This is a genomic window from Pseudomonas sp. IzPS59 (assembly GCF_014863505.1).
Lineage (GTDB): Bacteria > Pseudomonadota > Gammaproteobacteria > Pseudomonadales > Pseudomonadaceae > Aquipseudomonas > Aquipseudomonas kribbensis.
In genome coordinates, this window is record NZ_CP062251.1 from 3,536,355 (window position 1) to 3,556,529 (window position 20,175).

9 protein-coding genes are annotated in these 20,175 nt (G+C 63.5%); 3 read left to right on the forward strand and 6 right to left on the reverse strand.

Annotated elements, in window-relative coordinates; translation table 11 throughout:
* Window positions 1–4 precede the first annotated feature (4 nt).
* The 5 genes from IF189_RS15785 to IF189_RS15805 form a co-directional block, all read right to left on the reverse strand.
* On the reverse strand, window positions 5–1,735 hold the full coding sequence (locus IF189_RS15785) for a fumarate reductase/succinate dehydrogenase flavoprotein subunit (protein WP_192551859.1): 1,731 nt from the start codon (window positions 1,733–1,735) through the stop codon (window positions 5–7).
* Window positions 1,732–2,484 (reverse strand): GntR family transcriptional regulator, encoded by a 753-nt coding sequence (locus IF189_RS15790; protein WP_192551860.1) that lies wholly within the window; start codon window positions 2,482–2,484, stop codon window positions 1,732–1,734. Before IF189_RS15790 ends, IF189_RS15785 begins: the two co-directional genes overlap by 4 nt.
* Window positions 2,485–2,705: 221 nt before the next feature.
* Window positions 2,706–3,674 carry a Gfo/Idh/MocA family protein gene (locus IF189_RS15795; RefSeq protein ID WP_192551861.1) on the reverse strand — a complete coding sequence of 323 codons (969 nt, stop codon included), beginning with the start codon at window positions 3,672–3,674 and terminating at the stop codon, window positions 2,706–2,708.
* 9 nt (window positions 3,675–3,683) lie between these two features.
* The gene (locus IF189_RS15800; RefSeq protein ID WP_134826484.1) at window positions 3,684–4,571 is read right to left on the reverse strand and encodes a Dyp-type peroxidase; all 888 of its coding nucleotides are present in this window, start codon (window positions 4,569–4,571) and stop codon (window positions 3,684–3,686) included.
* Window positions 4,572–4,628: 57 nt separating this feature from the next.
* Window positions 4,629–5,663 carry an AraC family transcriptional regulator gene (locus tag IF189_RS15805; RefSeq protein ID WP_192551862.1) on the reverse strand — a complete coding sequence of 345 codons (1,035 nt, stop codon included), beginning with the start codon at window positions 5,661–5,663 and terminating at the stop codon, window positions 4,629–4,631.
* A gap of 211 nt (window positions 5,664–5,874) precedes the next feature.
* On the opposite strand from IF189_RS15805, the gene IF189_RS15810 reads away from it, so the two are divergent.
* The 3 genes from IF189_RS15810 to IF189_RS15820 all read left to right on the forward strand — a co-directional run bounded on the left by IF189_RS15810 (window position 5,875) and on the right by IF189_RS15820 (window position 7,546).
* Window positions 5,875–6,822, forward strand: a complete 948-nt coding sequence (locus IF189_RS15810) for a transporter (RefSeq protein WP_134826483.1) — start codon at window positions 5,875–5,877, stop codon at window positions 6,820–6,822.
* Window positions 6,823–7,077: 255 nt separating this feature from the next.
* On the forward strand, window positions 7,078–7,272 hold the full coding sequence (locus IF189_RS15815; protein WP_085710147.1) for a stability determinant: 195 nt from the start codon (window positions 7,078–7,080) through the stop codon (window positions 7,270–7,272).
* 37 nt (window positions 7,273–7,309) lie between these two features.
* Entirely contained in the window at window positions 7,310–7,546 is a 237-nt protein-coding gene (locus IF189_RS15820) for a type II toxin-antitoxin system RelE/ParE family toxin (RefSeq protein ID WP_240789134.1), read from the forward strand.
* 49 nt (window positions 7,547–7,595) lie between these two features.
* Here the strand turns inward: IF189_RS15820 and IF189_RS15825 are convergent, their stop codons facing one another.
* Window positions 7,596–20,096 (reverse strand): filamentous hemagglutinin family protein, encoded by a 12,501-nt coding sequence (locus IF189_RS15825; RefSeq protein ID WP_192551863.1) that lies wholly within the window; start codon window positions 20,094–20,096, stop codon window positions 7,596–7,598.
* Window positions 20,097–20,175 lie beyond the last annotated feature (79 nt).

A 20,175-nucleotide genomic window follows, 5' to 3' on the forward strand; every position in this document is an offset into this window, starting at 1 on the left:
TGGCTCAAGCGGCAAAAGCGCCGACCCGAAGGCGATCGTAGGCCTGCATTTCCTCGGCATCGAGCGGAATGATGTAAGGCTCGACGGCTTTCTTGAAACTGGTCATGCGCCCGTCTTCGCCCTTCTTCAGGTGGCAGTGGCAGAACCATTCGCGGTCGTCCCGTTGCGGGTGATCGACGCGATAGTGGTACAAGCCCCAGCGGCTTTCGGCGCGGAACAGCGAAGCGCGGGCAGCCATTTCGGCGCAGTCGCGGATCACGCTGGTTTCCATCGCGCGCATCAGTTCGTGGGCGTTGTTGGCCTTCATCTCGTTGAGATCGCGTTCGATGTCGCTGAAACGTTGCAGGCCGATTTCCATCTTCTTCGTCACTTTCGGCGGTTGCAGGTAGTCGTTGACGAAGCGCCGCAGCTTGTACTCGACCTGGGCCGGCGGCAGGCCGTGTTCGCGATCCAGCGGTGCGTAGACCCGGGCCTTTTCCTTGTCGATCTGCTCGGCATCCAGTGCGGAAAACTCTCGCCCGGCGACAAACTCCGCCGCATTGTGACCCGCAAACCAGCCGTAGGTGAACGCGCCGAGCATGTAGTTGTGCGGTACGGCGGCCATGTCACCGGCCGAATACAAACCTTTCACCGAGGTTTCGGCGCGCTCGTTGACCCACACCCCGGACGCCGAATGGCCGCTGCAAAAGCCGATTTCCGAAATGTGCATCTCGACCATCTGCGTGCGGTAATCGGTGCCGCGATTGGCGTGAAACTGGCCACGGCTCGGGCGCTCGTTGCTGTGCAGGATTTCCTCGATGTTCTGGATGGTTTCCTCGGCCAGGTGATCGAGCTTGAGGAATACCGGGCCATTGCCGCTCTCCAGTTCCTGGTGGAATTCCCACATCATCTGCCCGCTCCAGTAGTCGCACTCGATGAAGCGTTCGCCCTTGTTGTTGGCGGTGTACCCACCGAGCGGGCCGGTGACGTAAGCGCAGGCCGGGCCGTTGTAATCCTTGATCAGCGGATTGATCTGGAAGCACTCGAGGTTCGCCAGTTCCGCCCCGGCGTGATACGCCATCGCGTAACCGTCGCCGGCATTGGTCGGGTTTTCGTAGGTGCCCATCAGGTAACCCGAGGACGGCAGACCGAGTCGCCCGGCAGCGCCGCAGGCAAGAATCACTGCCTTGGCCTTGATCACATGGAAGTCCGCGGTGCGGCAGTCGAACCCCATCACGCCGTTGACGGCGCCCTCCTCGTCGGTCAGCAAACGGGTGCAGACCAGTCGGTTGGTGATGCTCACCCGCGCCCGTTTCAACTGGCGATACAGGACTTTCTTGATGTCGTGACCTTCCGGCATCGGCAGCACGTAGGCGCCCATGTGGTGGACTTTCTTCACCGCGTAATCGCCGGTTTCGTCCTTCTCGAACTTCACGCCCCAGCGGTCGAGTTCTTCGATGGTTTCGAAACTGTGCGTCGCGTAGGCGTAGACCGCTGCCTGATTGACGATGCCGTCGTTGGCGATGGTGATTTCCTTGGTGTACTGCTCGGGCGTCGAGTGGCCGGGAATGATCGCGTTGTTCAGGCCGTCCATGCCCATGCTGATCGCGCCGCTGCGCTTGACGTTGGCCTTGTCCACCAGCAGCACGCGCAGTTCCTTGTTCTTTTCCTTGGCCTTGATCGCCGCCATCGGTCCGGCCGTGCCGCCGCCGATCACGACGATGTCGTATTCCTGTTCGAGTGTCGTTCGACTCATGCCTGCTCCCCTTTTTGCCGGTCGATCCGCAGGCGGTACTGGAACGCATCGCCACGGTAGTAAAGGTGTTCGAAATCCAGCGGCTGGCCGTGGGCGTCGTGGGTCAGACGCTCGATGCGCATGATCGGCGAGCCAGCCTCGACGCTCAGCGCCTGGGTCAGGTCGCTGTCGGCCAGCACAGCGTCGATGGCCAGATCGGCGTGGCCGAGGGCGATACCGCAGTCGTTTTCCAGGATCAGGAAGATGTCGCGGGTGACCAGATCAGCCTTCTCCAGCCGTTCGCCGGCGGCTTTGGGCAGGTAGGTGATTTCCAGCGAGATCGGCTCGCGGTTGATCAGGCGTACGCGTTTGATCTGGGCGACGATTTCGCCTTCGGCAACCTGCAAACGCTCGGCGACCAGTTTGTCGGCGGCGATGAATTTGAAACTGCGCAGGCGGTTGATCACCTCGTAGCCACGGCCGGTCATGGACTCGGCGAGGCCTTGCAGGGTGCTGACGTTCTGGAAGGTCTTGGGCTTGGCGACGAAGGTGCCTTTGCCGTGGATCTTGAAGATCAGCCCTTCTTTCTGCAGATCGCCCAGGGCCTGGCGCACGGTGATGCGGCTGACCTTGAACAGCGTGCCGAGCTCGCTTTCGGACGGCATCTGGCTGTCTTGCGGGTATTCGCCGTCGAGGATGCGGGCGCGCAGTACATCGCGCAGTTGGGTGTGCAGCGGGACGCTGCCCAGGGAGAGAACGTTATCGGTCATCACGGGATCACTTGTTATAACGAGTTATGACGTGATCTTAGAGACGTTATGACAAGCTTGAGAAATACCGAATGAGCATAAGGTTAGACAGGTGGCGCAATTTCCTAATGTGGGAGCGGGCTTGCTCGCGAATGCGTCGCGTCAGGCACTATTTTGGTAACTGACACTCCGACTTCGCGAGCAAGCCCGCTCCCACATTGGTATTGAGTGCGACCAGGAAGTCAGTGACGCTTGAGGATCCGGTCCATGACCCAATCGGTCTTCAGGGCCTCTGCCCCGGTCGCCGGATGCTGCGATTCGCCGCGAATCTGCGCGTTCATGCCCAGCACGTGATGCCACTGGATGTGTTCGTGATGGGGGATTTCCAGGCTGATGTCCTCATCGGCGTGCAGCTCGACCGGATGCTCGTCGAACACCGAAAAGCCGATCCGACCTTTGCTGCCAATGATCTCGACCCGATCCTCGCGCCGGTCCGCGACAAAGCTCCAGCAGCCCATGCCCAGCGCGCCCGAGGCGAATCGCCAACTGGCGCTGACCGCATCTTCCGCCGCGTACAACCCGGCCTGACGCGCCGTGAATCCGGCGACTTCAACGATGTCGCCGAGCAGGTACTGGAACAGGTCGAACCCGTGGCTGGCCAGATCCGCAAAGTATCCGCCACCGGCCACCGCCGGATCGGTGCGCCAGTTGGCGCTGCCATCCAGATCCTTCGGCGACGGCGCCTTGGTCAGCGTCCAGCTCAGGTGCCGCACCTCGCCGATACGCCCCTGCTCCAGCCATTGCCGAACCTGCTGGAAACGCGGCAACGAACGGCGGTAATAGGAGACGAACAAGTGCAGACCGGCGTCGGCAAACACCTGCTGCATTTCGCGGCTTTGCCCGGCGTTGAGGGCCATGGGTTTTTCCACGCAGCAATGCTTGCCGGCGGCGGCGACTTTCAGGCTGTAGGCGTGGTGACTGTCGGGTGGCGTGGCGATGTACACCGCGTCCACCTCGGGGTCGTTGATCAGCGCATCGACGTCGGTGTAAGTCCGGGCGATGCCGTGGCGCGCGGCGTAATCGGTCACGGCTTCGAGGCGTCGCCCCATCACCGCCACCAACGCAGAACCGGGCGCCTTGTAGAAGGCCGGCCCGCTCTTGCGTTCAGCGACACTGCCGCAACCGATCATGCCCCAGCGCACCACGTTCATCGTAACGCCTTAGCCGATGCGCAGTGCGCGCAGGTCGAGGTGGCCATTTTGCAGCGGCGGGCACCAGTAGTAACCGCCAGTAATTGGCCGGCTGATGCGATACAGACCGTCAGTGATGCCGTCTTCCAGACCACTCATGCGGCGCAGTTGCGCTTCAAAGGCATCAAGGGAGAAACCGAACGCCAGGAACATCAGACCGGCGCGCTCACCTTCGATCCACGGCATCGAACGGCGCACGACGAAGGCTTCCGGGGCGAAGCTTTCCTGGGCGGTGCGTTTGACGTGGGCGGACACCGGGGCGTCGTCGATCTCTTCGTTGTCGCTCAGGCGACGGCCCATGATGTTGTCCTTGTCTTCGGCGGACAGCGCATGAAAACCCTTGAGGTCGTGCTGCCACTGCTGGATCGCGGCAAAGCTGCCACCGACCAGACCGTCGGCGCCTTCACTTTGCAGTGCGGCGGCGATGGCTGCTTCGTCATGAGGGTTTTCGGTGCCGTCTTCATAACCGGTCAGGTCATGGCCGTCCTTGTGGCGGAAGGCTTCCTGCATCTGCACCAGACGCAGCGCCGGGGCCAGTGCGGCCTCAAGTGCAGTGCTGCGGTTGAGCAGATCACCACGGTCGACGCCGTGCAGCCAGACCCACAGGGCGTGCTGGGTCGACGGGTTTTCCACGCCGACACCGGTCAGCGCCGGGAAGCTGCGCAGGCCGTCGATGTTCACATTCAGGGCCTTGGCCAGGGATTCACCGAAACCGACCACCGCCGACTTGCCGTCCACCAGGTTCAGCAGGTTGTCGATCGCCTGCGGCAGTGCTTCAACCGACTCGAGGGCAAAGAACAGGTGACGTGCTTGCGGCGGAACTGGGGTGGCGAGGATGCCCGGCTGGTAGTAACTCATGTGAACTCCTTGGGAAAGAGCGCGGAGTTTAACTGTAGCCGGAGGGTTTGTGTGGGATCAGATGACGCACTCGTTGCGCCACGCACTCGGGCTTTTACCGGTCCAGCGCTTGAACGCCCGCCGAAAACTGCGCACGTCGCTGTAGCCGACTTCCTCGGTAATCCGCTCGATCGGCATGTCGGGATTGGCCAGCAGACTCATGGTTCGCGCCTGGCGAACTTGCTCCAGCAACGCTTCGAAGGTCAGCGAGTGCTCGGTCAGCCGCCGACGCAAAGTGCGGCTGCTCATGTTCAGGTCGCCGGCAATCTTTTCGATATGACTGCCCCGGCTCAGGTCCCGGGCAATGGCGCGCTCCACGGCCTGGATCAGATCGAGCTTCTGATGGACTTGCGCGGCTTCCAGCTCCAGCAACTTGACTGCCTGACGCAACGCCAGCGAATGATGATTGGGCAAATTCACATCCAGCCATTGCACGTCGATCAGCATGCGGTTGTGCAGGCAGCCGAAGCGCACGTCCGGCCCCAGCAGCCGCCGGTATTCATCAACGTAATCCGGCGCCGCATGGACGAACTCCACGGCAATCGGCTTGAACGTCTCGCCCACCAATGCCCGGCCGTAGACCAGCAGGCTGGCGTAAAACTCTTCGACGGCGAATATCTGCACTTCAGCGAACGGCAGGCGACATTCCACATCGACGTACACCTGCTCGCCCACCACATCCACGCTGATCACCACGATGCCGCCGGACGTGTGCTGATGGCGAATGCCCAGCTCGAACGCATCGCGCAGGTTCTTGCACAGCGACAGCACATGCCCGAGCAACCCCAGTGTGCCAAGCACATTTTGCGCGCCGACCCACAGTCCCAGCCCCTGATTGGGCAAGGCCTTGAGCGCCCGCTGGATCATGGCCACGGCCTGGCGATAGGAAATCCGCTGCGACGGGTCCTGCAGATCCTCGACGTCAAAGCCCAGGCCACGGCACAGGGTCTGCGGCTCGATGCCCTTGTTCGCGGCGACTTCGGCCAGGGTCTGCAGCAGAAATGGCGACACCAGCGCCAGATCGAAGGTGGGGTCTTGGAGTTTTGCGTTCATGGGGGCTGACATTCCGGATCACGCTGAATTGTTATTTTTGTTACCGGTTATGTCGAAGGAAGTTAGCACAGGGTTGATGAAGTGTCCGCAGAAGCCCCCTTCCGTGTCCGCCAATACCCTGCCCCGGCGTGCGCCAAGGGCTTATTTCTATAGTGGCCGGGCGTCCTGCGCGCCGGCGGTGCGCCCAAACACAATAATAATGAGGACGGACATGACCCCGAACCGCGCGACATTCCCTGTGCGACTGGCGCTGAGCCTGCTCGGCTGCGCCACCACCCTGCCGGCGCTGGCCACCGAAGCCGGCGTCGACAACATCGGTCCCGGCACCGATGGCTTCTTCATGCTGCCGCTGGAGGTCGACAGCCTTCCCGAGAACATGGTCGCCTTCAACCTCTACTACAACCATTACAAGGCGACGAAGCTGAACATCAGCTCGTTCGGCGGCAAGGTACCGAATGTCGAAATCGAATCCACGGCGGTCATCCCGCGCATCGACTACCTGAGCCCGGTGCGGGTGTTCGGCGGCCGCCTCGCCGGCTACATCGCGCAGCCGTGGCTGAAGCAGGAAGTCTCGGTATTCGGCCAGAGCGACACCCGCGAAGGCATGGGCGATACCACCATCGCCCCGATCATCCTGTGGGATATGGGCAAGAACCTGACCCTCGGCGCCGCTCTGGAAATCACCGTGCCCACCGGCGAATACAGCGTCGATCGCCTGGCCAACACCAGCAACAACTTCTACACCTACAAGCCGCTGTTCTCCTTCACCTGGCTGCCGACGGAAAAGACCGAAGTCTCGATGAAGACCACCTACAGCTTCAACGAGAAGAACAAGGACACCGACTACAAGTCCGGGCAGATCTTCCACTTCGATTACTCGGCCAGCTACAAGATCACCGACGACCTGATGCTCGGCGTCAATGGCTATTACCTCAAGCAGACCACCGACGACAAACAGTTCGGCCACACCGTGCAGTTCGCCGGCCAGGACGTTGATGACGGCGTGCGCGGCCAGGTGTTCGCCATCGGCCCGGCGCTGCACTTCACCTTCCTCAAGTACGCCAGTGCGGAAATTCGCTGGGCCAGGGAGTTCGACGTGGAGAACCGGCCGGAGGGCGATATGTTGTGGGCGAAGGTGAGTATTCCGTATGCGTTCTGAGTGCATTTGTAGGAAAGCACGCCTGAATCTGTAGCCGGAAAACCTTAATAACGCTGGAGTGGAATAGGCCTACAGCGGCGGTCGAGATTGCCGGACAACGGAGGGAAACGTCCGGCAGATTTGAAAGGGGGGACTTGCAGATACTGGGTCCCGCTACCTCATGGTTCCTCAAGGGCTCATGGGGTGCATCGTCTGCCAGTGACGACAATGGGCCCTTCCCCCCTTAGACTGCTGAAATTGATCACGGAGATCACTATGAGCATATTGCATTCCCCGTTTTACTCTGACTTCGACTCCGAAGAAGAGGCAGAGAGCTACGATCGCTGGTTTCGTGCCAAGGTGCAGGAGGCACTGGATGATCCTAATCCGGGCATTCCCCATGAAGAAGCCATGATGCGGCTCGACCAACTATTAGAAGAGAGACGCAAGAATCGACGCGCTGCCGCTTGAATGGAGCGAACAAGCTCTGGACGATCTGGCTGACATTATCGATTACGTTGAACAATACAACTCAAACGCTTCAACGGCTCTGCAGCACAAGGTTGGTGCAGCAACGCAAAGGCTTTCATCAATTCCTTATGGTTACCGGTCCGGTCGAGTGCCAGGCACTCGGGAAATGGTGGTCAATCCGAACTATCTGCTGGTCTATCGAGTGAACGGGCGCATCAAAATACTGACGTTAGTCCACACCCGACGACAATACCCACGAACCTCATCAACCTAAAAAAAAGGGCGGCCAAATGGCCGCCCGAAGCGTACTACACGAGAGTCCTTTACAACGTCAGCTGCCCCCGCTCCTCCTCGGTCAGCTGCTGTTTCGCCTGTTCATCCAGCACCCCGGCGCCCAGCACCTGCACCGGGCTGTTGGGGTTGTAGCCCGGCGTCGGTGCACGGCTGGCGCCGTCGCGAGTCGGGGCCAGTTGTTCGTTGCCGAAGCTCAGCACCTGCACGGTGAACACCGAGGCCTGGTTCTGGCGCGACGCGGCTTGTTGCTGACGGGCGACGTCTTCCGCCGCCTGAGTCGCCGACGACGCAGCCGAGCTGGCCGAGGTGATGGCCCCGGTGTTGACCGCCGAAACCACCGGCACACCGGTCGCCTTGCCCTGCACCGAGATGTTGGCGGCGTTGACCACCGTCAGCGCGGCGATGTTGACGTTGCCCGAGACGCGAATCCCCGCCTCGCCCGCATCGATGGTGCCCAGCGGCGCGATCAGGTCGATGTCCCCCGGGGCCACTTCGGCAATCGGGTTAAGCGTGGCGATACCGGCGCCGGTGCTAGGCACCGATGGCGACAGGGTCACGTTGCCCCAGGTGTCGTACACGCGTTTCGGCGGGGTGTAGACCACGGTGGTTTTCGAACCGCGACCGGCGTTGATATCGCCCTTGGCGGACCAGCCGAGAATCGAGCCACCAAACGTCGTCATGATCCGGCTCTGCCCCAGCAGAATGCTGCCCTCGGAGTAGAGCTGAATATTGCCCGAGCCCTGGGTGATGATCCCCGCCGTGGACGGCGGCGCCGCGCCTTCGATGCCGAACACCTGACCGCCGCCCGGCGTGAGCATCTGGATGTCGCCACCGAACAGGGTTTTCACCCCTGCTCCGCCGTACATCGTGATATCGCCGTCATAACGGACCGGATTGCCGGCCACATCGGTAGTCGGGAACAGCGCCGCGATGGCGTTGCGACCGCGCAGGTAACTGCCTTTGCGCGGGCCGCCAACCTGGTTGTACTCCAGGCCACCTGCACGCAGTTCGGCGAAGTACACCTGACGGGCGAAGATCGCTTGTTCGGCACTTGGCAGCGCGGCGAAGAAGGCCTTCGCCTGTTCTGCGTTGCCGCTGAAGCCGTAGCCGAGGGTCAGCCAGCTCTGCAGTTCGTCCAGATAGGTCTTGACCACTTTGCCCGGCTGCATGGCAAGGGACAGGTTCGCATCAGCGAGATTGTCCCGGCTCAGGTAACGGGCGATGAAACGTCCGTAATCCGCACCTTGTGCACCGATGCCGGCCTGCAACACGACGCTGGCGCCGGGTCGACTGTCGCCCTGCACTATCGGCCCGAGGCTGGTGATGCTCGCGCGATCTTCCATGAGGATATTGCGCCCGGCATTGATGTCGAGCAGGCCGGGGCCGGCGATGTCGAAGCTGCTGTAGAGAATGTCGCGCCCCGCCGAGACCCGCGAAACATCACGCGCACCGTTGTGGACGAACAGGTTGCCCGAAGAGGCAATGGTTTCGCCGTTCCAGCCCAGATCCGACGGCGCAGCAGTCGGTTTGCCCAGGTCGGTGCCGGCCGCGACGATATCGCGCCCGGCCAGCATCCACACGGGCGCAGCCGCGACATACCAGGTGCGCAGTGAATTGCTGAAGCGCAAGGTTTCACCGCTGCGCACACCGACCAGATCACCAGCCAATGCGTAAAAACGTGCCGGTGCCTGCACACCGCTGGTGCCCGAATACGTGTCGGCACCAAATGCAAACAACGGATAACTCAGGTTCTGACTCGGCGCCACGCCATCAACGCTGTAATTGCTCAGGAGCGGCTTACTGCTTCCGTATTGCGCATAGCCGCTGAACGCCGGCGCGAACGGCGTGGCGGTGGCCGCCCGGCTGGCGCCGGACTGATCGATGGCATAGCCGCCGGCGTAGATCGAGTCGCCGGCCAGCATCTCCAGTTGGCCAGCGGTTGAAGGTGCCAGTACCAGCGAATAAGCCGATGCAGCTGGATACGCGCTGGAGACAGACACCGCAGACGTGCCGGCATAGATCGACCCCTGACCGGCCACGGCGCGCAAGATCGACGGGTAGACAAAGCGCAGATCGCTCGGCGAGCTGTTGCGATTCGTCAACGGCCCCTGGGTGCTGGTCTCGGCCAACTGGGTGCTTGGAGTCAGATTGCCCCCGACTGAAAACAGATCGATGGCGGTGTGATCGGTCCACAGCGAGAAGCCCGCCAGCCCGCCTCCGCCATGCACGACGCCGGCGGCATCGGTGAACGGCGTGCTGTTTTGCAGACGCACGCGCCCCGGGTCCGCCGCGCCACCGAGCACCAGATCGCCACGGGTGCTCAGGCGCATGCCCGAGTCACCGGGGATCAATACCAGACCACCGGTAGCAACGCCCAAGGTCGAGGTGAACGGGTCGAAGGCCCGGGTTTCACGCGCATCCTGCAACGCCGGTGCCGCACCGTATTGCAGGTTGATCGCGCCGAGTGCCCCGCCTGACAACTGCGCCGCGCCGCGCAGGTTGATCAAGGCACCCTGCAAATCATGGTTCGGTGAGCCATTGCCGTTCTGCCCTGTGCTTGCTTGCCGTGACGGGTTGAGCGTGCCGCCGATGCGGATATCCATGTCGCCGCCACCGGTCAATTGCAGGCTGCCGTCGCTGTCGACCCGTCCGGTGCTGCCGACCGCAACGATCAAGCCTTGGCTGCGCGGGTTCAACCCGGTGTCGCCCAACGGCCGGAGCATGCCGCCGTCGCCGCCGGCGCGCAGGCTGACGTTGCCGCCACCCAGCGCACCAAAACCCGTGAAGCCGACCAGATAAGGGCCGCTATCGGTACCCTGATCCGGTAGGGGTTGGGTCGCATAGCTGCCAAAGTTGATCCACCAGGCGGTCGGCACATCGCTGTTGCCGGTGCCCTGGCGCCAGAGCCAGTTGCCCACCGAGACGCTGGCAACCTGCTCGCGAAGCTTGGCCAGGGGGTTGAGGCTGCGACGGCCCACGGCGTCGCCGGACACCGAGCCGCCGGCATTGATCGTCAGGTTGCCGCCACCCTGCGGATACCAGGCCTGATACAGGCTGTCGCTACCGCCGTTGACCCATTTTTCATAATCGGCGCCCTGGCTCCCCAGCACCGAACCGTTGTCGGTCAAGGTGCCACGGCGCAAGTTGTAGCGCGGATCGACGTCGCTCGATTGAGTGCCGGCGGTGTAAACCCCGAACGGCGAGTCCATGCTCAGGTTGCCGGCTGCCAACAGGTCGAGATCGCCGGTGCCGGTGCGCAACACGCTGAACATCTGCGAGTGAGTCGTGGTGCTGATGCCGCCCTTGTTCGCTGCACAGGAAAACGGATCCGCATCACACCACCACAGGTCGGCTTCGGCCACCGGGGTGCCCGCCGGCATCCCCGCAATGTTGCCCTCAACCCAGAGAAATTTGGCCGGCACCAGGCAGGCGCCGGGGAACACGTCACACAAATACAGTTCATCATCGCTGACCACCGTGCCTTCCGGATAACCCATTGGGTTGCCGTCGACCCAGGTCGTGTCGAGTTTTTTCTCGGTCACTTTCAAGCCGTAGTGGGTATCGGCCAGGCGCAGGTTGCCGTCACTGGTCAGCGGTTTCAGTGCGCGGCTGTCGGCGGCATCCAGGTCGGAGCCGGCCACCAGACGCATCGACCACGACGTGCTGCCCGCCGGCAACATGCTCGCCACGGCCCAGTTACGACCCTGCTGAGTGGTGTTGGTGTAACCGCGCAGTTCAATGAAAGCCGTACCGTCAGCCAGCACCACATCGGTCATCGACGGAATCAGCGAGCCACGCAGCAGCGCCAGCGCACCGCTCAATTTGACCCCGGCAAGTACGTTATCCGCACCGAGCGTTCCCGGCAGCGGCACGCCTTTGGGCCAGCGCATGGCTTGCAGTGCGGTGGCCGTGTTCAAGCGGGTGCCGGCGCCCAGGCGACTGCCGATCGGCAAGGTCACGTCCTGTGTGAGCAGAGTGCCGGCCGCGTACAGCAAATTACCCGCCGAGTCGTGGATGGCGGCGGACAATACGCTGCCGGCATTCAAGGTGTACGCACCGGCCAGAACCGCCTGGGTCGGCAACAGTGTGCCGCTGGCGAAGGTGGCCGCCTGAATCGGCAAGTCGTAGTTCAAGGTGGTGCCGCTCGGGAACAGCGTGCCCTCGGCCAGCGTCACGCCGCTGCCCGGCACGATCAGATCGCCGCCGAACGGCTGCACGCCCGGCAGCAGTTTCCAGCCGGCGTCATCCACGGTTTCCGGCGGCGGCGCGAAACCGTCGTTGATACTGCCGTAGATATCGAGGTTGCCACCGGCCCGCATCACCAGACTTGCCGACTCACCGGAGCCATACAGCGCAGTTCTTTGCGTGTGCGGGTTGAGGCTCGCGTAGCGATAGCGCGACAGGTCGATATCGCCTTCGACCAGCAGATCGCCGTCGGCGGTCTTGCTGACGATTTCCACGCCAGGGCGCAGATGGAAGGCATCGCGGTAGGTCGCGTTGTTCAACCCTGCCAGTTTGCGTTGCAGCAGGTCATTGTTACCCAGTGCCGCGTTGATGAAGGCGTCGCTGTCGCCATGAATCCGATCGAACAACGCCTGATCAATCACCTGATACGGGCGGCCGCTCGCTGCCGGATCAACGCCGTCGCGGGCATCCGTGTAGCGGCGCACGGCGTTGAGGCCGATGGAGCGAGCGCCTTGGATGCTCAGCGCGCCATTGGCATCAATCGCGATATCACCGGCACCCAGACGCGGCGCGTTCAGCTCCAGGGTGCCCCGCGCACGACCATCGTTTTGCCCGGGCAGATTGCCCAACGCGGCATCGGTGCCGTGGCGCAAATCGATCCGCGCGCCGGAGGCCAGCGTCAGCACGCCGGCACCGGAGTCGAGCTCTACCATCGCCCGGTTCGGCGCATCGATGATCTTGCCGTAGCTGTCGACCCGCAGCACTCGACCGTGAGCGTCGAGGACCGAACTGCCGCCCAGGGTCAAACCGTTTTTGCCGGACAGACGGATGCTGCCGACCCGCTCGCCACTGGCATCGATAGTACCGGCCACGCTCAGATGGCCATTGTCCAGAGAGACATTGACCTCGCCGGCGCGAAGGCCATCGCCGATCAGCAGATCGCCCTGTTTGAACTGGAAGCTGCGGCTGCCGAACACCTGGCCGTCGTTCAAGCGCTGGTTGAGCGCGGCAAATTGCTGATTCAGATCGCCGCCCAGTTGCTGCGCACGAATCTCCACGCCCCCGGCCTTGTACGGCACCCAGGTGCCACCGGCATCGTAATGACCGCTGCTGGCACCGAGGATCTGGCCTTGCAGATCGACCACCCCGGCGCTCGCTCCCAGCGCCACCGCGCTGAGATTGCCGGCCTGATTGTTCTGCGCCGACAGGTCGATGCGCGAACCGGCCGCCTGACGGATATTGCCGCTGTTGCTGAAGAGCGATACGTCGCCGCCCCAGCTGTATTTGTTGACGTCGTTGAACGGCAAGGTGCGCCCGGCCAGATCCAGTTGTGCATTGCCGGACAGGGTCAGGTCATTCTCGGCCTTGACCACCAGTTTGCCGCTGGCCAGCGCAATCCGGCTGTCGAGGACAACATTGCGTGCATCCAGAGTCAGCTCCGCGCCTAGCGCATCGGCTGCCGCGCCGGTGGCGCTGCCGGTCAGGGTCAGGTTATTGCCCGCCTTGAGCGCGTTGATCGAAGCCGCTTCACCGGTCAGCAACGGCGTGCGCAACGTGAGGTTGCCGCCGCTGTAGGCGTAGCCCTTGACCGGGTCGTATGCGCCCTGCTCCTGATACACCGCAAGACTGCCCTTGTGATTGGCGGTGATGCGCTCGCTGGCGCTGAGGTTGACGTTGGCAAAGCCAAGCGTCAGACGGTCGTTCTGATCCAGGCCGCTGGGCTGCGGATTCGGCCCGTAGCCGAGCTCGATGCGCTGCGCTTCAACCTGCAGGGTTCCCTGCCCGGTGCCGGCGCCACCGCTGACCACGGCTCCCGGCGCCTGAGTGGCACCGTTCCAGGTCAGATTGGCGGTGCGCAAGGTGGCTACATCCTGGCTGCCGCCCTGGCCGTAGATCGCCGGGGTCGTCAGGATCAGATTCTGCAGTTTGCTCTGGCCGGTTTGCGGGTCCAGCGTATCGAGCGTGGTGGTGCCAAAGAAGTTGAACGAGTCGCGGGCGGTCAGGTTCAGCGACTCCAGGGCCGGTGCCCCGAACTGAGTGTCGCCCTGCAGCAAGCGGTTGAGCACGTTCTGGCTGAGGGTCAGACCGACCGGCACGCGTCCCGCCGCATCGACCAGGGCCTGTGTATTGCCAATATTGACCGCGCCGACCGCCAGGGTCAGGTGGCGGGTGCCGAAACGCACCGCCTCATCAAGTTCGAAGTGGTTGTCGGTGGCGGCGCTGATACTGCCGTTGGAATACAGGGTCGCAGGGGTACTGCACGGCGCCAGCGAGCAGGTGCCGATATGGATACTGCCGGCACCGGTCAAGTCGACGGCTTTCTCCGGCGCCAGCACACTGTTCCAGCCATTGGAAACCAGCAACAGGCTGGCCTGCCCCGGCTGATAAACAAAGCCGTCGGTGGAGTCGAACGAGACCTCGCCGCGCCCCAGGGTATTGATCCCCGCCCCGGCCTCGACGGTAATGCCGCCGCGGGTGTTCTGAGTGCGCAACATGACTTCCGGCGCCGAGAGGATCGCGCCTTCACGCAAGAAGATGTCGGTGCTTGAGCCGCCGTTGACGAAGGTCACGATATTGCCGCCAGCGCCGTAGTCCACGCTCGGCGCCGAGCCGATGGCCAGACGTCCGGCATTCAGACGGTTGAGGCTGTCGGCATACAGCGAGGCACCTTGAAAACCCGGCGTCGGCTCATGGCCTGCGCCCAGCACTTCGAGAACGCCGAGGGACGGATCGCGTACCACGGCCGTGCCCGTAACCCCGCCCTCGGCGGGCTGAAACAACACCTGGCCGTTGAAATCCAGGGCAATGGCAGGCTTTTCACCATGCTCCAGATTCAGACTCAGGGTTTTGCCATCCATCGGTGCCAGTGCCCGTGGTATTCCACGCCGCGCCGCATCACTGGTGATGAACTGGCTGTAGCTGGTTTCGTTGTATTGCGAGTAGCGGCGCAGCACATCGGCCGACGTCAGCGTCAGCGTGCTCGGCAGACTGTCACGCACGCCGGTATTGGCAATCGACATCCGGCCGCTGCTGGTCCATGAACCATTGCGCATTTGCAGCGCGCCACCCGTGGCCGCCGGCGTCGCCTGGCCGTTGACCTCGACCCGGAATGCCCCGGGCAACAAGGCGAATGTCGAAGGCAGCAAGGTATAGGTGCCGGCCGGCAAACCCGGCACGCCCGCACCGATCGTGACCTGTTGACCGATGCGCGGATCGACCGCGCCAGCCTCGGCGACCACCGGGGCATAGACACTCTGATTGCCCGGCAGGATTGCGTAGACCGGGTTGCTCGCCAGGCCCGGCAGGCTGAACGTGCCGTCAGCGGCGTTGCGCACCAGCGGGTTGTAGCGGGCATCGGTGGAACCGCCACGCCCGGAAACGAAACCGGCGCCGCGCAGATCGCCACCGCCCGACAGGTCAATCACCGCGCCTTGCGCGACATTCAGGTACTGCGACTGCACGGTCACCCCGGCCGTGGTGCCGACGATGCCCTTCAACACCACCGGGCTGCCGTTATAGCGGTAATCGATGCCGTCGGTCGTGCCGCCGTAAGGCATGACCAGTCCGGCGGCGCTGACCGACGTGAGACTGCCGGGCAACAACGTAACCTCACGGGTCTGTACCGACTTGCTGCTTTCACCCAGGGTAATCAGGCCGAGCGGTGCCCGCACCACCCCGCCTTGTTCGATGTGGCTGGCGGCGAGGATCAACTCGCCGAATACCGAGTAAGGCAGTGCAGCCGGGACGCCACCCTGAGCGAAAATGCGCAAGGTGCCATCGCTCGGATCGGTCTGCTGATGGAAGCCGGCGCGTACTCGGGCGTGAATCCCGCTCACCGGATAAATCTGTGCGGCGCCGAGGTTCAAGTCACCCGCCGTCCACAGGTCGGCATAGGTTTGCGTGGAAGAGCCGATGAACCGCAGGTCGCCCTGACTGGCCAGCGTGACGTCGGCAAAGCTGCGGCGACCGACTTCAAGGGCCGGCGCACCGAGTTGCAGGATATTGCCCTTGGTCCCGAACGACAGGCTGTTACCAATATCCAGCAGGTCGGCGCTGGCGGTGAACTGCGCCGCCGAGACGTCGGGCGTCGGCGCATGCATGACCCGAGGGCGGATAAAGGCAACGGAGTCGTAATACGCGCCCGGCCCCAGTAACCGCAGGTAAGGTGCAGACAGATTGATCCGCGCATTGCCGCTCGAACCCTCGGCCAGGGAAATCGCGCCGGCGTACAGGCTCAAACTCTGATTCAGATGCAGGTTGACGTCGCCATCGAACGAAATCAGGCCATTGCTCAGCAGGCCCAGATGATCGAAGCCGCCGGCCATCAAGGCATCGGCACTCAGCCGGGCACTGCCGTAAGTCAGCATGGGCGCGGCTTCCCCGGGTGCAAGATCGGCCGACAGGGTGGTCTTGCCGGCGCCCTGGCCGATGATGATTTCCCGTGGCCGCCGGACCTCGTTGCTGGCGGTATTGATACGATACAGCGGCGTTTCCAGGGCGATGTCCAGCCGTCCGCCACTGGCGCCGGCACCACCGGCTGTGGCGCGCAGGTCGCCATCGATGAACAGGCCGTTGTAGGAACTCAGGGAAATCCGCCCGCCGTCGGTGGCAACCGTGGTCGGCCCCTGCCCGGCAATGTCCAGCATCGCCTGGGTGCCCGAGGCATCAAGACGCGCGCCCTGGCGCACGATCACATACGCGTCGGCCGATGTCGCGGTGGCCTTCTTCGAATCGATTTCACCGCCAATGATGATGCTGCCGCCCTTGCCGACCTGGCCGTACACCCTTCCCAAGGCATCGACAGCCGTGGCGGCGCGCGCCGCTACATCGAGCACCGCGTGCTCACCGATCCAGATTGAGCGGTTGTGCGCCTGTATCGGCGCTTCCTGCTGGCTCTGGGCCGGGTCAATGTTGCCGAACTGCTGCTGGCGAATATCGATCGTGCCGCCCCAGGCCTGCAGCGTACCGTCAACGGTGATCTGCCCCGCCCCGCGCAAATTGATGCGCTGCCCCGGATCGACGCTCAGGCGTGAACCCGTGCCGAGGGTCAGTGTGGCATTGCCCGGATCGATCAGCCCCACGAGGGTGGGACCGGCCTGCAGCGACAGGCTGGCGCCGGCACGTTGGGTCAACAGCGCTTTGGTCGGGTTCTCCTGGTACAGCGTCGGTGTCCATAGTTCCAGCGCCGTGCGCGGATCACCGCCACTGACCCGGTTCGCAGCATCGTCAGTAAAACGATAGACCGGTGTGGTCACATCGATCTGCGTGTCGCGGGCCACTTCGAGGCCGTTCAGGCCAATCACGCTGTAGGCCGAAAAGCCTTTGTTGAACAGGCTCGGCGCCAATTGCAGCGTCGACTTCGCCGGCGCTTCGTCAGCCGCACCGATCATCACTTTGCTGGCCTGCACCAACAACGTACCGCCACCCGTCACGCCGTAGCCGCGCAACTCGCCATCAAGATTGAGTTGCGAAGTGCCGGCGGCACTGTTGGCTGCCGACTCCAGCGTGACACTGCCGCCCTTGGCGCCACGGGTCTTGCCGTTGGCCAGGATCGCCCCGCCGGACGACACATCGAGCAGGCTGCCGCTCTGGATATCGATGTCGCCGCTGCTGCGGATCGAAATCAACCCACCATCCAGCCAGGCCAGACTGGCCGCGTCGTCGGGGTTGGTGCGTTGATTGCTCCACAGCCCGCGGGTATCGAGTTGCACGCCACGGGCCACGGTGACCCGTTCCGGATGGCCAGCGGTCGGGGTGATTCGGGTGTCGGTAACGCTGCTGGTCTGCAACTGATTGAGCACGTTGCCCAGGCGGATACTGCCGCCACGGGCACTCAGGTCGGCATTGACCTGGACATCCGGCCCGTACAGGGTGATCTCGCCACCGGCATCGACCTGCAACGCGGCGTCCAGGGTAATGCGATCCTTGGCCGCGACCTTCAAGGTCCCGAGCCTGAAGCCGTTGAGTTGCCCGGCGTCGAGGAACAGCTTGCCCTTGCGTGCGTCGGAGACCGCTGTCAGCAGATCCCGGTCAACGCCGGCGAGCATCGGTTCGCCACCGATCTGCACCTGATCGAGCAGCGGGTTCAGCCCGTACAACAGGCCGCCGGCCGCCGCCACATACGCCGGGTCATAGCTGCCGACGATCAGCTGTGCGCGACGCGCCAGCGCGGTCTGGCTCTGTGCATAACCGTCCAGAGGCGCGCGCGGCGCCTGGGTCTGGCGCTCGCCCTGATACACCTCGCCGAGCAACTGCCCGTCGAGCACCGCATTGGTCGTGCCGATCACCAGTTGCCCGGCATCGCGACCCACGGTATAGCCGGACTCACGGCGCGATCGCGGGGCAATCAACGGGCTGTAGTAATAACTGGTCTGCCCCCAGCGTTCGCTGTTGTCTTCATAGCCTTTGTACAGACCGGTGTAGAGCATGTCCCCCGGTGCCCGCGAGACTTCGTACAAGCGCCCGTCGGCGCCACGCAACCAGCTCTGGCGGATCTCGCCGCTCTGCACATCGAGCGTGCCGCCAGACAGATTGATCAACGAGCCCTTCTCGGTGACCACATCGTTGCCGGCAAAACTCACCGCGCCCCCCTGGGCCATCCACTCGCCGATACTGTGGCCCTGAGTGCCAAGATAACCACCGACCTCAAGCAAGCCACCGGCGGTGTACCAGCGATCCGTCGCATAGCCGTTGGTGCCCGCCGGTACATACACCAGCTCACGCACATCGACCCACACGTCATTGCTGTTGAGCGCGCCTTTTTCGCGGTTGACCGACGCGTCGCGCTGCTCATTGCCCTGGACGTTGATTTTGATGTTGTTGGATTCCATCGCGACTTTCACGCCGATGGCCCCGGACACATCGATCAGCGCCCCGTCGCGCACCAGACTGCGTCGCCCTGCCGCCACGGCCACCTGGCCGCCGGTCGCGAGGGTGATCGAGCCGTTCTGGAACTCGACACTGCCGCCGCTCTGAATCTCGATGCGCGACTGATCGCTGCGCACCTTGTTGTTGGGGCCGACGCCGGTCAGCGCGGCTTTTTGTTGGCTGTCGAGCGCGGTCAGATCACTGCTGTCGAGCATGATCGCCGTGGCACTGCCCTGCTCCAGCGTGACACTGCCGCTGGTATCGGTCGCCGGGTTGAGCAGGTGAATGGTGCCGCGCGTGGCCACCGAAGTACTGGCCAGCAGCACACCGTTCTGCACGACTTCGTGGCCGGTCAGAGTGATGTCGCCGGTGGCGGCCTGGATCAAGCCGTTGTTGCTGACCTTGCCGGCACTGCTGCCACTGTTGAAGCCGGGAACCACTTCGCTGCCGAAGGTCGTGGAGAAGCCGTTGCCCTCGGTGCCCGAGCCTTTGCGGATGTAGAAGCGGTCACCGGCACCGAGCACGGTCTGGCCCTTGGCGGTGCTGATGCTGCCGTCGTTCTGCACTTCGCTGCCGAGCAACAGTGCGTAGCCGCCGGCATCGGTGGACGTCGCGGGGCCGGCAGTCTGGATCGATGCGCCGCGCTCGACCAGCACCTTGCCGGCAGCATCGGTGAAGGTCGGCTGGCTGCCGCTGCTGTCGAAATACAGGCCCCGGTCACGGAACTGAATGTCGGTGATGTTCGCCGCGGCGGCCACCAGGTTGCGCACGTTGACCTGGCTGCTGCCGCTGAACACGATGCCGTTGCGGTTGATCAGCATCACCGTGCCGGCGCCCTTGATCTGGCCCTGGATCTGGCTCGGGCGCGCGGCCGGATCGTTGACCCGGTTGAGCACTGCCCAATTGGCCTGCTGGGCGAATTCCACAGTGGTGTTGCGCCCGACGTTGAAGGTTTCCCAGTTGAGAATCGCCTTGTCGGCGGTCTGCTCGATGCGCACGTTGGTCTTGCCGTCGGCCTGGGTCTGCTGCGGGCCTTTGGCGTTCTGCCAGCCTTGCGTGAGGCTGTTATCGACTTGCAGACCGCCGGCGCCCAGACCGTCCGGTACCACCTGCACCGAACCCAGCGCTGCTGCGCGACCGGCCGCCTGCGCGGCTTGTTGCGCGGCAATCGCCGCGACCGTGTTGTTCAAGGTCTGTATCGAACGCTGCAACTGTTGGTTGGCCCGCTGTTGCTGCGCCAGCGGCGGGGTCATGCCCGGCAGCCCGCCGCTGCTCGGGCGGGCTGCCGCCGCTTGCTGTGCAGCGCCCTTGGCCGCGAACCAGTTTGAACTGAACGCCGTCTGCGCCTGCGCACCGCCCGCCACCAGACACAACGCCACGGCCTGGGCCAATGGCTTGAGCAGCCACAGCGCCGGGTCTATGGCATCACGTTTTAACGACTGAACACGGGTACGGCGACGGGATGGGCGAGCAAGCATCACTACGAGTCCTTTTGATTGCCGCAGGTCGGCGACAACCTGCTGTTACGACATAGGCGGTTGGCGAGGGACGCGACCG